Source organism: Mycolicibacterium hodleri (assembly GCF_025822245.1).
GTDB lineage: Bacteria > Actinomycetota > Actinomycetes > Mycobacteriales > Mycobacteriaceae > Mycobacterium > Mycobacterium hodleri.
The window spans coordinates 45,938-63,322 of sequence record NZ_JACKTL010000026.1 but is presented as its reverse complement, the minus strand read 5'-3'; the positions used below and the strand labels follow the sequence as shown (position 1 = coordinate 63,322).

The window sequence follows — 17,385 nt, the reverse complement described above, 5'->3', positions numbered from 1 at the left end:
CTAGGAGCGTCCGATAACCGAACAGAGGTGGTGTCTAATACAGGGAAGGCGCGGCGCGCGCGAGCAGCACCGATGAGCGAGGGGTTTCGATGGCCAAAGAGCCGAAGGCACAAGCGAGTTCCGCAGCTGGCGGCGAGACCTCTCAGACCCTGGACCGAGGCTTGACCGTCTTGACCCTCCTCGCCAAGAACACCGACGGGTTGACCGCCGCGGAGTTGGCGCAGGAGTTGTCGACCGCGCGCGCCGTGGTGTACCGGTTGTTGCGGACGCTGGAGTTGCATCGCCTCGTCGGGCGGATCGACAACCGGTACGTGCTGGGAATGGGGATCGCCGAGCTGGCCAGTCGACTGCGGCCACAGCTGCAGATCACCGTCCTTCCCGTGTTGCGCCGCCTCACCGAAGCCACGAACAGCACCGCGCTTCTGAGCATCGCGGACGGTGACCAAGCCCTGATCCTGCTCACCGTGGAACCCGCCGAAAGCACACTGCACCTGGCGATTCGGCAGGGCGCCCGCCATCCGCTGGCCCTCGGCGCCGACGGGCTGGCCATCCTCGCGGGCCGACCACCCGCGCCCACCGACACGGCCGAAATACGTCGAGCCAGGGAACGGGGGTACGCCGTCAGCATCGGGGCGTTGCAGGCTGGCGCGGCGGGCATCGCCGCACCCATCACCACCTCCGACTGGGCGACGGCCAGCATCGGCATCGTCCGCCTCGGCGACGACGAGGCGGACATCGATACCAGCGTGACCGGGGCCGTGACCACCGCGGCCGCCGACGCCACCCGCCGGCTGCTCGGCGACGTCGCGTTGAGCACAGGCCCAGCGTAAACATCAGTCCCGCAAGCACTTTGCCTGTCCTCGCAGGCGAGCCCCGCCCAACCCGCCGCTGACGGTTCTTCCGCCACTCGACCCGTGGGGGTTCCGTGGCGGCTTTGCGTCCGCTACTCTTGACGATATTCGTTCACGACGTTCGATTATCGAAAGGCGGCTCGTGCCCGCGAAAGAGACGACCGGTGCCGACGCACTGATTCAGGCAGTGGCCCGACGTGGCGTCCAGGTCTGCTTCGCCAACCCCGGCACCACGGAGATGCCGTTGGTCGCCGCGCTCGACGAGGTGCCCGGCGTCCGGGCGGTGCTGGGCCTGCACGAAAACGTCTGCACGGGAGCCGCCGACGGCTACGCCAGGATCACCGGTCGACCCGCGGTCACGCTGTTGCACCTGGGCCCCGGCCTGGCCAACGGCTTGGCCAATCTTCACAACGCGCGGCGCGCTCGCACGCCCGTGGTGAACGTCGTCGGTGACCACGCCAGCTGGCACCTGCCCTACGACGCCCCGTTGACCTCCGACATCGCCGCCTTGGCTGGCACCGTCGGCTCCGTACACACCACCACCAGTGCCGCGAGCGTCGACGAATGCACCAGTGCGGCAGTCGATCAGGCCAACCACACCGGAGGCATCGCGACGATCGTCGTGTCGGCCGACCATCAGCAAGACATCGTCGAGCCGTCGGCGACACCCAGCACGGACGTCGTCCGATACGCGCAGGTACTCGACGCCCACGTGCGCGAGGTCGCGGACCGGCTCCGTGCGGCGGGTCCGCGGTCGGTCCTCCTGCTCGGCGGCAATGCCCTCAGCCAGGTAGGACAGCTTGCGGCGGCGCGCATTTCGGCCGGAACCGGGGCCAGACTGTACTGCGAGACGTTCCCGGCGCGCGCCGAACGCGGCGGCGGGCTACCTGACGTCGACCGGCTGCCCTACTTCCCCGAATACGCCGTAGCCGCCCTGAAGGAGGCCGACGCCGTCGTCGTGGCAGGCGCAGACGAGCCGGTCGCCTACTTCGGCTACGCAGGCATTCCCAGCGAGCTGGCACCCCCGCACACCGTCGTCCACCTCGCCGACCCTGACAAGGACGCCGAGGCGGCGCTCGTGGCGCTCGCCGAACTCGTCGGCAGGGCAATGTCTTCCACCCCACCAGCTCCGCCCGGGCTGCCCGCCGCCGACCAGCCGTTGACCGGCCCCAGCGTCGGCGCCACCGTCGCAGCGTGCCTGCCCGAGAACGCGATCGTCTCGGTCGAGGGAGGCACCTGCGGTTACCCCTTCTACACCGCGTCGGCGGGGGCGGCCGCCCACACCGTGCTGACCAACACCGGTGGCGCGATAGGCCAGGGGCTCCCCGTCGCACTCGGGGCCGCCATCGCCGCGCCCGACCGTCGCGTCATCGCCCTGCAGTCGGACGGCAGCGGCCTGTACACCCTGCAGGCGTTGTGGACCATGGCCAGGGAACACACCAACGTCGTCGTCCTCATCGCGGCCAACCACACCTACAACGTGCTGCGTACCGAGTTGTCGCGCCACGACAACGCCGAGTTCGGCCCGCAAGCCAGCGCCCTGACCAGCCTGGCCGAACCGCAGATGGACTGGGTAGCACTGGCCACCGGATTCGGAGTGCCGGCACGCCGGGTGGACCGGGTCGGAGCCTTGCACGCGGCACTGCTCGACGCCCTCGCCTCGGACGGACCCCACCTGATCGAGATGGCGCTGTGACCAGAGTCGAACACCCGACACTCCCGGCCTCGACGCCGCCCGCCGTGGCCAAGTTCATCTCGCGCGAACACGGGCTCTTCATCGACGGCGCTTGGCGCGCAAACCATTCCGGGGAACGGTTGGTCAGCGTCAACCCCGCCACCGGTGCGCCGCTCGCCACCATCGCCGCGGGCAACGGCGCCGACGTCGACGCGGCGGTGTCCGCCGCACGGCGCGCGCTGTCCAACCCGGCCTGGCGAGACATCAATCCCCTGGAGCGCGGCGAGCTGTTGCACCGGCTCGCCGAACTGGTCGAGGCCAACGCCGACGAGCTCGCATTCATCGAATCGCTCGACAACGGCAAGCCCCTCTCGGTCGCCCGCGCCGTCGACGCCGGGACGACGGCCAAGTTGTTCCGTTACTTCGCCGGCTGGCCAAGCAAGTTCGAGGGCTCGACGATCCCGCTGTCACCCCGCAACGGGATGCGCATCCTCAACTACACCGTGCACGAGCCGGTCGGCGTCGTGGGCGCCATCGTGCCGTGGAACTTCCCGATGTCGATGGCGTCCTGGAAACTCGCGCCCGCCCTGGCAACGGGAAACACCCTGGTGCTCAAGCCTGCCGAGGAGACGTCGCTGTCGACGTTGCGGTTGGCCGAGCTGATCTCCGAAGCTGGCTTCCCACCCGGGGTGGTCAACGTCGTCACAGGTCTCGGGACGGTCGTCGGCGCGGCGATCGCCGAGCACCACGGCGTGGACAAGGTGGCCTTCACCGGCTCGACAGAGGTGGGACGGCGCATCACCACCGCTGCCACCGGGAACATGAAGAAGGTCTCCCTCGAACTCGGCGGGAAGTCACCACACATCGTGCTGGCCGACGCCGACCCGGTGGCGGTGGCCGCCGCGGCCGCCGACGGCATCTTCTTCAACCAGGGCCAAACGTGCACCGCGGGATCACGGTTGTACGTCCACGCCGACGTCTACGACGACGTGATGTCCGCCCTCATCGACAAGGCCAGGGACATCGTGGTCGGCCCCGGCCAGGACCCCGCCACCCAGATGGGTCCGCTGGTGTCCGGGCGCCAACTCGAAACCGTCAGAGGCTACGTGCAATCCGGCCTCAGCCAGGGTGCGACGCTCGCGACCGGCGGCGTCACTCCGGCGGGGCTCGACGAGCAATACCGCGGCGGCTACTTCCTCGCCCCGACGGTGTTGTCGGAGACCACCCAGTCGATGCGGGTGGTGCAGGAAGAGATCTTCGGACCCGTCCTGGTGGCGATGCCGTGGCGAAACGTCGACGACCTGATCGAGAAGGCCAACGACTCGCCGTACGGGCTGGCGGCCGGCATCTGGACCAACGACATCACCGCCGCACACCGCATCGCCGCGGCCGTGAAGGCGGGCACCGTCTGGATCAACTGCTACAACCTAACCGATCCCGCGTCACCATTCGGCGGCTACAAGCAGTCCGGCTGGGGCCGCGAGATGGGTCGCGGAGTGTTGGAACACTACACCGAGACCAAGAGCGTATGGGTGAATCTCACGTGATTACAACGGATTTGAAGAATCAGGTTGCGATCGTCACCGGCGGCGGCCTCGGCATCGGCAAGGCCGTCACACGGGCCCTTGCACTGCGCGGCGCGACGGTCGTCATCGCCGCCAGACGCATGGCGATCCTGGAGGCGACAGCCGCAGAGATCACCGCCGAGACCGGTGCCAGGATCGTGCCGGTGGTCGCCGACACCACCGACACCCAATCGGTCGAAGCGATGGCCGAGGCCGCCGCCGAGGTCGGGCGGCTCAGCATCCTCGTCAACGGCGCCGCGGCACCGGCTGGGTTGGTGCGCAACGACATCGGCGACGCAGATCCCGAGGCACTTCTGGCCGATCTGAACACCAAGGTCGTCGGGTACTTCCGCTGCATCAAGGCGGTCGCACCCCAGATGCGAGAACACCGCTACGGCCGCATCGTGAACATCGGCGGGCTCACCGGGCGCTCCAGTCACGCCCTGTCGGGGATGCGGAATCTGGCGGTCGTCCACATGACGAAGGCGTTGTCGGACCAACTCGGTCCGGACGGCATCACCGTCAACACCCTGCACCCGGGTGTGGTGGAGACCGAGCACATTCACGAGCTGTATGCGAAGAACGCTGCGGCTCAGGGCATCACAGCAGAACAGGTCGAGCAGAACTTCGTCGACCGAACCCCGATCCGCCGCATTCTCACCGCAGCCGAGGTTGCCGACGCGGTGGCCTTCTTCGCCGGTCCCACCGCGGGCGGCATCACCGGCGAGTCGCTGGGCGTCGACGGCGGACTCACCCGCGGCATCTTCCTCTAACCGCACCACTGCCGAAAGGAACCTTCACATGTTGGGCACCATTCTCGTAGCGACCGCCGGACAGGGCGTGCTACGCAGCAACGACGACGGCGCCACCTGGAGTCGCATCCCCCTCGACCAGGGGCTCGAATTCGACTCGGTGGTGCGCACCCTGGCCGTGCACCCCGAACAGCCGAACGTCGTCTACGCCGGCGCCGAGGTCGGACTCGGCCGCAGCGACGACGCCGGAACACATTGGACCCGAGTCGATTCGCCGTTCAACGACCAGCAGGTCTGGGCCATCGCCGTCGACCCCCACGATCCGGATTCCATCACCGTCGGCACCGGAGCGCCGTCTCGAGCCGTCATGTACCGCACCGGTGACGCCGGCGTCACCTGGGACCGACTCTCCCCGGAGCTTCCCGAGAAGTGCGCCGGGGTCAGCAAGCCACGAATCCTGACGATCACCTACGACCACGTCGACGGCAAGTCGGTCTGGTTCGGCGTCGAGGAGGGCGGCTTGTGGCGCAGCCGCGACCGCGGCGACGACTGGGAACGTCTCGACGGTGCGGAGGACGCGCTACCCTTTCGCGTCACCCACTCCGACGTGCACTGCATCGTGGTCCTCGACGGCCCACCGAAGACCATCGTCGTCGTGGTCGTCAACGCCTTCTTCGTCAGTCAGGACGACGGACTGACGTGGAAGCGAACCGGCACCAAGTCGACCTGGGGCATCTACTACACCCGTCTGGTGGCACGCATCCCCGGCACCAACTCGCTGCTGCTGGGAATCGGTGACGGAACCCCGGGCACCACCACGAGGATCTTCCGATCCGACGACCTCACCCAGACCTGGACCGAGGCCACCCTCGACGTCCCGGCGACGTCGACGGTGTGGGGTTTCGGCCAGCACGCCTGCGATCCGGACCTCGTCTTCGCAGGCACCAAGTACGGCAACCTGTTCCGGTCCACCGACGGTGGCCGCAGCTTCACCAAGGAGTGGCGAGACTTCCCCGAGATCACCGACGTGGCGTGGACTCCGGCCGTCGCCGCCGACCCGCCTGCCGTTCACCACTAAGTCGACCGAACCGGAGTCACCATGACCGAAACCGTTCCAACGTCCACCGCCACGCCCGTCGTCGTGCGCACCCACCTCTCGCTGTACGTCCGAGACCCGGAAGCCTCCGGGCAGTGGTTCGCCGACGTGCTGAACATGAAGATCACCGCGCGCGGACCGCAGTGGGTGTTCCTCTCGTTCGGCCGCAAACACCACGACCTGGCCCTGATCCGCGCCGAGGAGGGCGCGCAACAGGGCGGCCTCGGCATGCAGCACTACGGCCTCGAGATCCAAGGAGACGTCGACGAGCTGCGGCGGCTGTACGCGATGCTGCTGTCGAAGGGGGTGGAGGTGGTCAAGACCACCGACCATCGCGTCGGAATCGGCCTGTACTTCGAGGATCCCGACGGCAATCGCTTCGAGTTCTTCTCCGAGACCATCGCGGACGACGCCGAGGGGCAACGCGTGCTTGGCGAGCACAACGCGCCAAGCACACCCATCGACCTCGAACCGCTCTACGACCGCTGACCATCTCACATCGGAAGGATCAAAAGACCGTGCCCAGTGACAATTTTGGCGCTTACCACATCCGCAAGTGGTTCCTCCACGTCGAGGAGACCCTTGCCAACGAGACGGGGCAGCTGCCCGACGGCGCACCGGTGCGCAAGTTCGTCGTCTCCGCGGCGATCCACAATCCCTACGCCAATCGCTTCAGCGCCGACCTCGGCGACATCGTCGACGGCTCAGAGGAGTTGGGCCACGAGTTCGGGCGCCGAGCCAGGGAGGCCGCCGGAACAGCAGGCGTCCAGAGCTACGGCAAGGCGGCCATGGTCGGCATCGGCGGCGAGTACGAGCACGGAAACGCCTTTCTGACACAGACATTCGCCGATCCCGTGCGCCAAGCCATCGGGGGCGGCAAGTCGTGGGTACCGTCCACCGGCAAGGTCGCGGGCCCCGGAGCCACCGTCGACATTCCGCTGGCTCACAAGGACGCGCTGTACGTCCGGTCGCACTACGACACGGTGTCGGTCAGCTACGGTGACGCGCCGCGCGCCGACGAGGTAGTGATCGCCTTCGCGTTCGCCTCACGGGGCCGACTGCATGCCCGTCTCGGTGGGCTCGACGCCGCCGCGATCCGCGGCGACGACGGCCTGCACTGACGTCGTGGAGCCACCTGTCAGCACCACCGTCCTCCTCAACGGCCTGCACCAGCGGTACCTCACATGGGGCGACGCCGCCTCGCCACCGGTCCTGGCGCTGCACGGACTGCGCAGCTACGCCCACACCTGGGACACCGTCGCGACTGCGCTGGCCGGCGACCATCTGGTCGTCGCGCCGGACTTCCGCGGCCGCGGCGACAGCGACTGGGACCCCACACGGGACTACTTCACAGGCGCCTACGTCTCCGACGTGGAGGCCCTCGTCGACCACCTCAGCCTTGACCGGTTCGCCGTCATCGGACACTCGATGGGCGGCTCGGTTGGGTATGCCTACGCGGCCCGTCATCTCGACCGGGTGAGCAAGCTCGTCGTCGAGGACCTCGGCCCCGGATCGTCGACCGCGACGGCGGGGGCCGACCGGGTGATCCGCGAGATGACCTCGACACCAACCGACTTCGAGTCGCTGGAGGCCGTGCACGCCTACTGGCGCGGCATTCGACCGGCCATCAGCGACGAGGCACTTGCCTCCCGCGTCGCGCACACCGTCCGCCCGCTGGGAGACGGACGGTGGGGGTGGAAACTCGACATGGAAGGCATCGGTGCGGCCCGGCTCAGCGGCGATCCCGCCGGTCCGGTCGACCTGTGGGAGTGCGTCGAATCGCTCCGTTGCCCCACCCTGGTGATCCGCGGCGGGCAGTCGGACTTCCTGCCGGAGAGCATCTGCGCCGACATGGTCCGACGTCAACCGCTGGTGCGCTGGGCCGAGGTCCCCGGCGCCGGTCACTACGTCCACGACGACGACCCGGCCACCTTCGTCGAGCTGGTATCGGACTTCCTGCACTGATTGGCCGACACCGCACGAGGGCCGCTCCGGATCACGCCGCCACGAGACGGCGGATGCGACACCACGACTCGACGACCTACGTCGGCGTCGCCGGGCCGACAGCCGTCCTTGCTGGGGATTGCCTGGACGTTCTCGGGGTGCGGACTCCGCCGGACCTCGCATCGGCTAGCGTGACCGCGCCGACCACGACGGGAGAACACGGTGACCCCAGCTCAAGGTTTGGCCATCGGACTGTTGCTCGTCGTCCTGGTCCTGGCGATCGCGCGACGGATGAACATCGGCGTACTGGCACTGGGGGCAGCGCTCCCGGTTCTCGCGTTGTCGGGCCTACCTGCCAAGTCCATGTACACCGCCTTTCCCGGCGACCTCTTCGTCCTCATCGCCGGAGTCTCGCTGCTATTCGCCCACCTCGACCGCAGCGGCGCATTGGGATGGCTCGTCGACCGGGTCTATCGCGCAGTCGGTAACCGACGCGTCTTGCTGCCGTGGGCCGGATTCGTCATCGCCAGCGCGCTGTCCAGCGCGGGCGCGTTCTCGACGGCCGTGATCGCCTTTATGGTACCGATGGTGGCCCAGGTGAGCAGCCGCTACCGCGGAACGTTCCTGATGTCCGAGCTGGCGGTCGTCATCGGCGCCAACACCGCCGGACTGTCGCCGCTGAATCCGACGGGCGCGGTCGTGCGGGCGGCAGCCACCAAGGCGGGTGTCAGCTATCCCGGATGGGGCTTGTGGGCAGTATCAGTGGGCGTCGCCGTCGTGGTCGTGCTGGCGCTGCAGACGCTCGACGCCCTGGGCCGGCGTCGTGGTCCCGGCTCCCAGATCGAGCCCCTCCCCAGCGAGCCGCGTGACGAACGGTCGCACTCCAGCACTGCCTACATGGTCTGTTCGGGCGTCGGGCTGCTGGTGTTCGTCTTCTTCGTCGTCGTCCTCAAGACCGACGTCGGCGTCACCGCCATGTGCGTGGCGGTCTTGCAGCAATTCGTGTTCCGACCCGACGAGCGGACCTTGCTGACCCGCATCCCGTGGAACTCGATCCTGCTGCTGTGCGGATTGTTGACCTATCTCGGTCTGCTTCAACAGATCGGAACGATGGATTCGATCGGACGTCTGCTGAGTCACCTCGGAACCGGTGCCCTGCTGATCTTGGTGCTCGCGTATCTGACGGCCCTGCTGTGCAACGTCGAGAGCTCTACCCTCGGCGTCCTGGGTCTGGTCATGCCGATCGCGTTCGGTGCCTTCGCCCACAGCCAGGTCGTCTTTTGGGTCGCCGCCGCGGTATGCGTTCCCGCCGCACTCATGGTGATGAACCCCATCCACGTCGCGGGCACGTTGATCATCGGCAACAGCGCTGTGCAATACCAAGATTCATTGTTCCGCCGACTGCTGGCGTTGGCCGGCAGCCTGGCGCTGATCGTCCCTGGTCTGTTGGCCCTCGTGCCGATCGCCCTGCAGTGATCGACGAGTGAAGGCGGTCGGCGGCCGGGGACGCGGACGTGGACGTGGACCAGGTCGTCACCCTGAAGCGGCCGGTGGCGCCGAACATCCCGCCGACAACAGGGACGGTTTCCTAGCCCAACTCGTCGAGGCGAAAGACCTGATCCTCGCCCTGATTCAGGGCTACGCCGAAGGCGAGCTCTACCACACGCCCTGGTACCGCAAATGATCATGGGGCGGGATGATTTCGCTCTACACCCGATCGTCGTACGCCAAAGTGCCAGCCCGCCTCCGAACGTCGCTCCGACATACGTGACGTCGGCAGCCGTCAGGACTTGCCACATTGGCAAAGTTACTTGCCACATCACGCAAAACGGCGACACGATAGCCCACATGAATGCCGAATCTCCACATGGTTTCGCCGATCCCGCTCTGGTGGCCACCTATCCCCAACAGGCCGCCAAGGCGGTCCCCGGCTACCACGACGTCCACACCATGGCATCAGTGCTGCTCGCCGAGGGGACGCCCGAAGATGCCCGGGTGCTGGTGCTGGGGGCCGGGGGTGGGCTCGAGACGAAGGCCCTGGCGACAGCGCATCCCGACTGGACGTTCCTCGCCGTCGATCCATCGGCGGCCATGCTCGACCTCGCCATGACCACCCTTGGGCCGCTTGCGACCCGGATGAGCGTGCACCGGGGTTACGTCGACGACGCGCCGGATGGACCGTTCGACGCCGCGACGGCGCTGCTGCTCCTGCATCTGATCGATCGCGATGAGCGCGTGAACACCCTCTCCGACGTGCACCGGCGGTTGCGGCCCGGCGCACCGCTCGTGGTCATGCACGTCAGCTATCGGCAGGGCGACCCGGCCGAGCGAGAGCTGTGGCTGACACGTCACGAGGCATACCTTGCCGCCTCGGGGGTCGAACCAGCCCACGTGGAAAGGGCCGGCACCATGCTCCGCCACCACATGCCGGCGCTGAACCCCGACGAGGACCAGGCCGTCCTGGAAGAGGCCGGCTTCACCGGCGTCACGCAGTTCTTCTCCGCGTTCACCTTCCGTGGCTGGGTCGGCTACGCCTGACCCACTTCCCGCGCTATCGCAGGACGGGATCGGTGCCCGGTTGGCAGAACCGCTCCACGTCGCCCAACGTCGGGCTCGACTCCCAGTCCCCCGGCGTCATGCACAACATGGCTCCGCAGGCGTTGGCACGGTGCAGCCGACCGGGCACGTCCACACCCTGCAGGAGTCCGCTGAGGTAGCCCGCCACGAATGCGTCACCCGCACCGACGGTGTCGACCACGTCCACCGAGAAGCCGGGGCCGTTCACGACCTCGCCGGGGCAATGCGTGGCGGCCCCGTCGGCTCCGTTCTTCACCACCACTTCGCCACAGCCGCCGTGCACCAGGCGTTCGGCGGCCTCGGTGGCGTCCCCGTCCGGAAACAGCAACCGCAGTTCGTCGGCGCCCCCGAAGACCAGGTCGGCGTTCTCGGCGATCTTGCGCAGCAGCGGACCGGCGACGTCGGGCGGTGCCAACGTCGACCGGTAGTTCACGTCAAAGCTGACCCGGACACCGGCGGCCCGCGCACGACTCACCGCGGCCAGCAAGCAATCCCGCGCGCTGTCGGACACCAGCGCGGTGATGCCGGTGACGTGAAGCAGTTCGACGTCCTCGACCCAGCCGGGCGGCAGGTCCTCGGGCTGCAGTCGCGAACCGGCCGCACCGGCGCGGTAGTAGAACACCGCGGTGGAGCTGGACGACGGCCGCTCCTTGAGCATCAACCCGGTGGGAGCGTCGGCGTCGACGACCTCCCGGACGTCCACCCCCTCGGCGCGAATCTCACGGGTGACCCGCTCCCCGAGCGGGTCGTCGCCGACCCGGCCGAGCCACGTGACGTCGACGCCCAAGCGGCGCAGCCCAATTGCCACGTTGCTCTCGGCTCCACCGATGCCGAGGACCATCTCCGAGACGTGCCGCAGCGACCCGACGTCGCGAGTGCGCAACAACGCCATGGTCTCGCCAAGGGTGGCGACCCGGGCACTCACGTCGTCTCCCCGCAAAGGGACACGAACTGCGACGTACGGTCTCGGAGGGCGGCCAGGTCACCGCCGCGCAGCGCGTCGCCGAGCAGCGGACCGCCGACGCTGACCGCTGCCGCACCGGCCTTCAGCCACGCCGCGGCGCCAGCCAGGTCGACGCCACCGGAGGGAACCGCGGCGATGCCGGGGAACGGCCCGCGCAGATCCTTCAGGTAGCCGGGGCCAACCACGTTGGCCGGGAAGATCTTCACGGCCGCAGCACCGGCGCGCCATGCGCCGAACAGTTCGGTCGGCGTCAGCCCGCCGGGCACGATGGGCACCCCGGCGCGGGTGGCCGCCGTGACCAGATCGGGGTCCGCAACGGGGGTGACGAGGTAGTGCGCCCCGGCTCGGACGGCGGCGTCCACCTGTGCGCGGTCGACCACGGTGCCGACGCCGACGTCGGCGACGTCGCCAAATCGTTCGAGCAGCTCGGGTAACCGCGCCAAGGTGTCCGGTGTGGTGAGAGTCAGTTCGACACTGCGGATTCCGGCCTCGACCAACACGTCGAGCACCCCGTCGTAGTCGGCCGCGTCCGACGCCCGCACCACCACGATGAGCTTGGCGGCCGCGGTGCGAGCCGGGAGGTCCAGCCGTACCGGGGTCAGCGTGTCACCAGTCATGAACGGTCCCGTCCTGCAGTCGATTCACTGGCAGGTACGCCGCCGTGTACTGGAAGGCCGAGGCGGCTTCTTCGTCGAGTTCGACACCAAGGCCTGGCGCGTCGCCAGGATGCAGGAAGCCGCGATCGAACGTGTACGACGTGCGGAACACGTCCAGGGTGAGGTCACTGTGCGGCATGTATTCCTGGATGCCGAAGTTGTGGATCGCCATGTCGAGGTGCAGCGCTGCCGCCATCCCGACCGGCGACACGTCCGTCGGCCCGTGCATGCCGGACTTGATGCCGTAGATGCCCGCGAAGTCCAGCAGCTTCTTCATCGCAGTGATTCCGCCGGTGTGCGTGACCGCAGACCGCACGTAGTCGATCAGCCGCTCGGTGATGAGAGTCTGGTAGTCGTAGACCGAGTTGAACACCTCGCCGATGGCCAGTGGCGTGGTGGAGTGTTGACGCACCAAGCGCAACGCCGCCTGATCCTCGGCCGGTGTGCAGTCCTCCAGCCAGAAGAGGTCATAGGGTTCAACGTCTTTCGCGAACCGCGCGGCTTCGATGGGTGTCATTCGATGGTGCCCGTCGTGCAGTATCCGAACTCCGGTACCGAAGTCCTCCCGGATGCGGCCGAACACCGAGGGCATGTGCGACAGATAGGCGCGGGTGTCCCAGACCTCCTCGATGGGCGCGGTCGCCGCGCTTCCGTCCGCGGCGCGGTGGGCCGGCTCGTAGTCGTATCGGCCGCCCGCCTTCGCGGTGGACACCCCGTAGATCTGCCCGAGCCCGGGAACCCCCGTCTGCACGCGCACCGCGGTGTACCCGGCGTCGAGGTAGCCGCTGATGGCGTCCTTGAGCGCCGGATAGTCGGTGCCGGAGGCATGGCAGTAGGCCCGAACGCGGTCGCGGCTGGCGCCGCCCAGCAGCTGGTACAGCGGTACCCCGGCCTTCTTGGCCTTGATGTCCCACAGCGCCATGTCGACCGCGGCGATCGCGGCCATGGTCACCGGCCCGCGGCGCCAGTAGGCACCGCGGTAGAGGTACTGCCAGGTGTCCTCGATCCGATCTTCGTCGCGACCGATCAACATGGAGGCCAGGTGTTCGGACAGGTATGCCGCGACGGACAGTTCGCGCCCGTTGAGCGTGGCGTCACCCCACCCGACGACACCGTCACTGGTGACGACCTTGAGGGTGACGAAGTTGCGGCCCGGACTGCAGACGTTGACGTCGATGCTCTGGATGGTCATGATTCTCTTTCGTTGTGACGGAGGCTGTTTCGGTTCAATTCCGTCACATGGCGGGTAGCGGGTCGGTGAGGTCGCGTCCGGTCCAGTCCTTGGCCCAGACGGCGACGATCAGCGCCGCAAGCGAGTACAGCACCAGCATCACCATGATCGGGATGGGGCTGCCCGTCGTGGCGGCCACCCAGGCGGCGACGAGGACGGGTCCGATACCGGTGGCGATCACCGCGGCGATCTCTCGGACCACGGCGGTGAGGGTGTAGCGGTTGCGGGAACCGAAGATCTCGGGAATCGACACGTTCTCCAGCGAGGCCGGGCTGAGCACTGCGACGTTGTGGAGCACGACGTAGCCGATGAACACCCACAGCAGGTTCTTCGAGTCGATCGCCATCATGGCGGGAACGACGACGACCAGTGCGGACGACATGACGATGATGTACATCCTGCGTCGGCCGAACTTGTCTCCGAGGAAACCGATCAGAGGGATGGTGAGGAATCCGACGAGGGAGGACACGATGACGATGTTGGCGCTGAGGCTCTTCTGCAGTGCGAGCGTCAGGGTCATGAACGAGATGAGGTAGGTCTGGATCAGCCCCGAGTTGCCGGCCTGGCCGAATCGAAGGAAGAACGCCACGGCGGTTGCCTTGATCGGCTTGCGCTGCAACGCTTCCACGGTCCGGGTTTCGACCTGCCCGGCTTGGGCCAATATCTCCTCGCGGGACATCGCCCGCCCGTCGACGACGTCCTCGCGCTCTTCGAAGACAGGGCTTTCCTTGAGGTTCAACCGCACCCACACCGCGAACACCATCACGATGGCGCTGGCGATGAACGGGATGCGCCAGCCCCAGGCGATGACGTCACTCTCGACCATCACGCCAAGCAGGATCGCCCAGATGCCCGAGGCGAACAGCGTTCCGCAGTTGGTGCCGAGGCCCACCAGGGAGGCGACGAAACCGCGCCGCTTGACGGGTGCATACTCGGCGAGCATCACGCCCGCACCGCTGATCTCAGCGCCGGCCCCGAAGCCCTGCAGCAGTCGCAGCGCCACCAGCAGAATGGGTGCCAGCACGCCCACCTGCTGATAGGTCGGCAGGACGCCGATCAACGTGGTGGCGGCGCCCATCAGAAGAATGGTGTAGAACAACACCTTTCGCCGTCCGATGCGGTCACCGAGCCGACCGAAGAAGATGGCGCCAAGGGGACGGGCGATGTACCCGACGCCATAGGTGGCCATCGACAGAACCACGGCCATCCCGGCACTCTCGCCGGAGAAGAACAGCTGGCTGAACACCAACGCCGCCGCCAGCGAGTAGAGCTGGAAGTCCATGAACTCCAGTGCGGTGCCCAACCATCCGGAGACGGCGGCCCGGACCAGGTCGGCGGTGCTGCGTTGGGCGACCGGCGGATGTTCGTCCGCGCGCGGTTCGGGGGTTTGTGCTGTAGTCATAGACGTTCCTCGGGATGGTTGCAACGTTGCAGTGGACGGGATTTCAGAGCTCGAGCATGACCTTGGCCGACGCCGAGGCGTCTCGAGCCACGGCGAAGGCGTTCACGGCGTCAGCCGCCGGGATCACGTGTGAGATGACGGCGTCGAAGCGGTCGGAGACGGCGAGAAGCGCAATGGCGTCGTCGATTTCGGTGGAGAAGCGGAAGGCACCGATCAGGCTGACCTCCTTGGCCAGCATCGGTGCGAGGTTCACGCCGATCTCGGCATTCGGCAGCATGCCGACCTGCACGACGGTGCCGGCCCGCCGGACGGCCCGCACGGCCTGGGTGACCGAGACGCCGACCCCGGAGCATTCGAAGACGACGTCGTAGGACTCGTCGTCGACGCGATCGCGGCCGACGAGTGCGGTGTGGTTGGCGCCCAGGGCGACTGCGCGATCCAGCGGCTCGGGACGCAGATCGGTGACACCGATGTCGGTGGCACCGCGTTCGGCCGCGGCCGCGACGACCAGGAGGCCGATGGGGCCGGCGCCGATTACCAGAACCCGGCGGCCGGACAGCTCGGGGGCCAGGTTGACCGCATGCAGCGCGACGGCGAGCGGCTCGGCCAACGCGGCCCGCAGGAGCGGCAGTCCCTCGGGTAGCGCACGGATCATGTGGTCTTCGACGATCAGCAGTTCGGCCGCACCGCCCTGGCGGTGCGGGAACGTGGCTGCGCTGCCGAGGTAGTCGCCTCCCGGCCGCAGGTGGGGACGCTCGTGCAAGCCGGCCACCGGCGCCCCGTAACGCGCGGGGTGCACCGCCACCGGTGAGCCCGCCGGGTAGCGGCCGGACGGGTCGAAGTCCACGACCGCCGACAACTCGTGGCCTGGGGTGAACGGCTCCCGGACGACGTTCTCGCCGTTGGCTCCGTGGAAGTAGTAGTGCAGATCCGATCCGCAGATCCCGACGTACCCGACACGCAGTCGTACTTCACCATCGGAGGGCTCCGGTTCGGTCCGGTCCTCCCAACGGATGTCCTCCTTGCCGTGAATGGCAAGAGCTTTCATGACATCCTCCTGTCGTCGGCCGCCTCGACGGCCTCCCGGGCCGCCGCGCGGATGCCACTGTGGGCGATGACCTCGACCAGATCGGCCACCCGGTCGACGAACGCGTCGTGGGCGACGAGGTCGTCGGGCAGGAATCCGCCACGGAGCACGGCCATTGCGTGGTCGCGGGGGCCGGACGTCCCGCGGGTCGCCTCGGCCAACCCGTCTCGAGCGGGTTCCCGGATCTCGTCGGCGTAGGGGCCGGCGTCGACGCCGGGAGGCGGGGCGACGGAGACGATCCAGCTGGCCACGGTCAACGCCAGCAGATGCGGAGTCCTCCCGTTGCGCAACGCAATCAACGCCGGCTCTGGCACGCGCTGCAGCAGCTTGACCGAACCGTCGGTGCCGACCTGTGAGGTCCGGTGACCGAGTGCGGTGTTGGCCCAGCGATGCGACAGCGAGTCGACGTAGGCGTCGACGTCGAAACCCCTGGGCAGCGAGATGGTCGGCAGGTACTCGCGCGAGATGCAGGCCCGCACCGCGTCACGAACGAACGGCTGCGCCCACGCGTCGGCGATGGTGCCGCGGCCGTCGAGGATCCCGAGATACGCGATCAGGGAGTGAGAGCCGTTGAGCAGGCGCAGCTTCACCAATTCGTAGGCTTCGACCTCGTCGCTCAGGATCGCTCCGGCGCGCTCCCAGGCGGGCCGACCAGCGGCGAACTCGTCTTCCAGGACCCACATGGTGAAGTCTTCGGCGGGCACCGGGCAGCGGTCGTCGACGCCGAGCAATTCGCCGACGTCGGCGACGGTTCCACTGGTGGTCGAGGGCACGATTCGGTCGACCATCGAGTTCGGGAACGTGACGTGGTCGCGGACGAAGGTCAGCACGTCGTCGGAGGCGGAGCTCGCGTGCAGGAACTCGGTGAGGACGGCACGGGTGACGTGTCCGTTGGATTGCAGGTTGTCACAGGACAACACGGTCATCGGGGCGCCTCCCTCGGCGCGGACGGCCACGCCGCGGGCGACGAGTCCGATCGTGCTGCGGGGGTGGGCGGGGTCGGCGAGATCGGCGCGGACGTCGTCGCGGTCGACGTCGAGACGGCCGTGGCGTGGCGAGCGGCAGTATCCGACCTCGCTGACGGTGAGGGTGAGGATGCGATTGGCCGGGGCGGCCACGGCGGCGACGAACGCCTCGGGTTCGTCGGCGAGCACCCCGAGGCCGCGGTGGACGTCGACGACGGCGGCCCGGCGACCCGTCTCGGACAACTCCAGGACGCTGTAGCGGCCGTCCTGGTCGCGCATCGCCGTCACGACGTCGCGGGACCGATTGGCGAAGCCGTGAATCCCCCACTGGCCGGGCTCGGCTGCCAGGGCCTGCGCGGTGTAGACCGCGGCGTGGGCCCGGTGGAAATTGCCCAGACCCAGGTGGACCATGCCCGAGGCGTCGCCGGCCGATGCGCCGAGCACGGCGCCCGTCGGGGTGGTCTGACGAGACAGTCTGAGCATCGTGTCCTTCCGCGTTAAACGTTCCGCATTGTGAACCGGGTGTATCGTTATGCGAACCACAGTGACACGCGGCTCACATGTGTGTCAAGCGTCACCATCGCGATGTGCCAAGCTCTCGATGACGCCGCAAGAGGAGG

Annotated in this window: 17 protein-coding genes; 11 read left to right on the top strand and 6 right to left on the bottom strand. The window is 68.0% G+C overall.

Annotated elements, in window-relative coordinates; translation table 11 throughout:
* Positions 1-89 precede the first annotated feature (89 nt).
* From H7J06_RS08505 to H7J06_RS08455, 11 genes are all read left to right on the top strand, one after another.
* Positions 90-830, top strand: coding sequence for an IclR family transcriptional regulator (locus tag H7J06_RS08505; protein WP_264038303.1), 741 nt, complete (start codon positions 90-92; stop codon positions 828-830).
* Between the two features lie 163 nt (positions 831-993).
* The gene (locus tag H7J06_RS08500) at positions 994-2,547 is read left to right on the top strand and encodes an acetolactate synthase large subunit (RefSeq protein WP_264038302.1); all 1,554 of its coding nucleotides are present in this window, start codon (positions 994-996) and stop codon (positions 2,545-2,547) included.
* Positions 2,544-4,073: an aldehyde dehydrogenase family protein gene (locus H7J06_RS08495; protein ID WP_264038301.1), complete on the top strand. Its 1,530-nt coding sequence runs from the start codon at positions 2,544-2,546 to the stop codon at positions 4,071-4,073. Before H7J06_RS08500 ends, H7J06_RS08495 begins: the two co-directional genes overlap by 4 nt.
* A complete protein-coding gene (locus H7J06_RS08490) occupies positions 4,070-4,864 on the top strand; it encodes an SDR family NAD(P)-dependent oxidoreductase (RefSeq protein WP_264038300.1) in 795 nt (264 codons plus the stop codon). The genes H7J06_RS08495 and H7J06_RS08490 overlap by 4 nt, the downstream gene beginning before the upstream one ends.
* 28 nt (positions 4,865-4,892) lie before the next feature.
* Positions 4,893-5,921: a WD40/YVTN/BNR-like repeat-containing protein gene (locus H7J06_RS08485; RefSeq protein WP_264038298.1), complete on the top strand. Its 1,029-nt coding sequence runs from the start codon at positions 4,893-4,895 to the stop codon at positions 5,919-5,921.
* A 21-nt stretch (positions 5,922-5,942) separates the two neighbouring features.
* Positions 5,943-6,428 carry a VOC family protein gene (locus H7J06_RS08480; RefSeq protein WP_264038297.1) on the top strand — a complete coding sequence of 162 codons (486 nt, stop codon included), beginning with the start codon at positions 5,943-5,945 and terminating at the stop codon, positions 6,426-6,428.
* Between the two features lie 29 nt (positions 6,429-6,457).
* Positions 6,458-7,060, top strand: a complete 603-nt coding sequence (locus H7J06_RS08475; RefSeq protein WP_264038295.1) for an amino acid synthesis family protein — start codon at positions 6,458-6,460, stop codon at positions 7,058-7,060.
* 4 nt (positions 7,061-7,064) lie between these two features.
* Entirely contained in the window at positions 7,065-7,904 is an 840-nt protein-coding gene (locus H7J06_RS08470; RefSeq protein WP_264038294.1) for an alpha/beta fold hydrolase, read from the top strand.
* Positions 7,905-8,105: 201 nt separating this feature from the next.
* Positions 8,106-9,359 carry an SLC13 family permease gene (locus H7J06_RS08465; protein ID WP_264038293.1) on the top strand — a complete coding sequence of 418 codons (1,254 nt, stop codon included), beginning with the start codon at positions 8,106-8,108 and terminating at the stop codon, positions 9,357-9,359.
* 7 nt (positions 9,360-9,366) lie between these two features.
* Positions 9,367-9,567 (top strand): hypothetical protein, encoded by a 201-nt coding sequence (locus tag H7J06_RS08460; RefSeq protein WP_264038292.1) that lies wholly within the window; start codon positions 9,367-9,369, stop codon positions 9,565-9,567.
* A 164-nt stretch (positions 9,568-9,731) separates the two neighbouring features.
* Positions 9,732-10,421: a class I SAM-dependent methyltransferase gene (locus H7J06_RS08455; protein ID WP_264038291.1), complete on the top strand. Its 690-nt coding sequence runs from the start codon at positions 9,732-9,734 to the stop codon at positions 10,419-10,421.
* Between the two features lie 13 nt (positions 10,422-10,434).
* Here the strand turns inward: H7J06_RS08455 and H7J06_RS08450 are convergent, their stop codons facing one another.
* From H7J06_RS08450 to H7J06_RS08425, 6 genes are read right to left on the bottom strand one after another with little or no spacing between them, the layout of a single operon-like run.
* Positions 10,435-11,385 (bottom strand): sugar kinase, encoded by a 951-nt coding sequence (locus tag H7J06_RS08450; RefSeq protein WP_264038289.1) that lies wholly within the window; start codon positions 11,383-11,385, stop codon positions 10,435-10,437.
* Positions 11,382-12,041, bottom strand: coding sequence for a bifunctional 4-hydroxy-2-oxoglutarate aldolase/2-dehydro-3-deoxy-phosphogluconate aldolase (locus tag H7J06_RS08445; RefSeq protein WP_264038288.1), 660 nt, complete (start codon positions 12,039-12,041; stop codon positions 11,382-11,384). Before H7J06_RS08445 ends, H7J06_RS08450 begins: the two co-directional genes overlap by 4 nt.
* Positions 12,031-13,272, bottom strand: coding sequence for a D-mannonate dehydratase ManD (manD, locus tag H7J06_RS08440; protein WP_264038287.1), 1,242 nt, complete (start codon positions 13,270-13,272; stop codon positions 12,031-12,033). Before manD ends, H7J06_RS08445 begins: the two co-directional genes overlap by 11 nt.
* Positions 13,273-13,315: 43 nt before the next feature.
* A complete protein-coding gene (locus H7J06_RS08435; protein WP_264038286.1) occupies positions 13,316-14,713 on the bottom strand; it encodes an MFS transporter in 1,398 nt (465 codons plus the stop codon).
* A 43-nt stretch (positions 14,714-14,756) separates the two neighbouring features.
* On the bottom strand, positions 14,757-15,761 hold the full coding sequence (locus H7J06_RS08430) for an L-idonate 5-dehydrogenase (protein WP_264038285.1): 1,005 nt from the start codon (positions 15,759-15,761) through the stop codon (positions 14,757-14,759).
* Entirely contained in the window at positions 15,758-17,248 is a 1,491-nt protein-coding gene (locus H7J06_RS08425; RefSeq protein ID WP_264038284.1) for a mannitol dehydrogenase family protein, read from the bottom strand. The genes H7J06_RS08430 and H7J06_RS08425 overlap by 4 nt, the downstream gene beginning before the upstream one ends.
* Between the last annotated feature and the right edge of the window lie 137 nt (positions 17,249-17,385).

Excerpts from the sequence above, each read along its gene's own strand:
- H7J06_RS08430 (WP_264038285.1), bottom strand. The coding sequence starts at position 15,761 with ATGAAAGCTCTTGCCATTCACGGCAAGGAGGACATCCGTTGGGAGGAC.
- H7J06_RS08435 (WP_264038286.1), bottom strand. The coding sequence starts at position 14,713 with ATGACTACAGCACAAACCCCCGAACCGCGCGCGGACGAACATCCGCCG.
- manD (WP_264038287.1), bottom strand. The coding sequence starts at position 13,272 with ATGACCATCCAGAGCATCGACGTCAACGTCTGCAGTCCGGGCCGCAAC.
- H7J06_RS08480 (WP_264038297.1), top strand. The coding sequence starts at position 5,943 with ATGACCGAAACCGTTCCAACGTCCACCGCCACGCCCGTCGTCGTGCGC.
- H7J06_RS08505 (WP_264038303.1), top strand. The coding sequence starts at position 90 with ATGGCCAAAGAGCCGAAGGCACAAGCGAGTTCCGCAGCTGGCGGCGAG.
- H7J06_RS08485 (WP_264038298.1), top strand. The coding sequence starts at position 4,893 with ATGTTGGGCACCATTCTCGTAGCGACCGCCGGACAGGGCGTGCTACGC.
- H7J06_RS08425 (WP_264038284.1), bottom strand. The coding sequence starts at position 17,248 with ATGCTCAGACTGTCTCGTCAGACCACCCCGACGGGCGCCGTGCTCGGC.
- H7J06_RS08445 (WP_264038288.1), bottom strand. The coding sequence starts at position 12,041 with ATGACTGGTGACACGCTGACCCCGGTACGGCTGGACCTCCCGGCTCGC.
- H7J06_RS08455 (WP_264038291.1), top strand. The coding sequence starts at position 9,732 with ATGAATGCCGAATCTCCACATGGTTTCGCCGATCCCGCTCTGGTGGCC.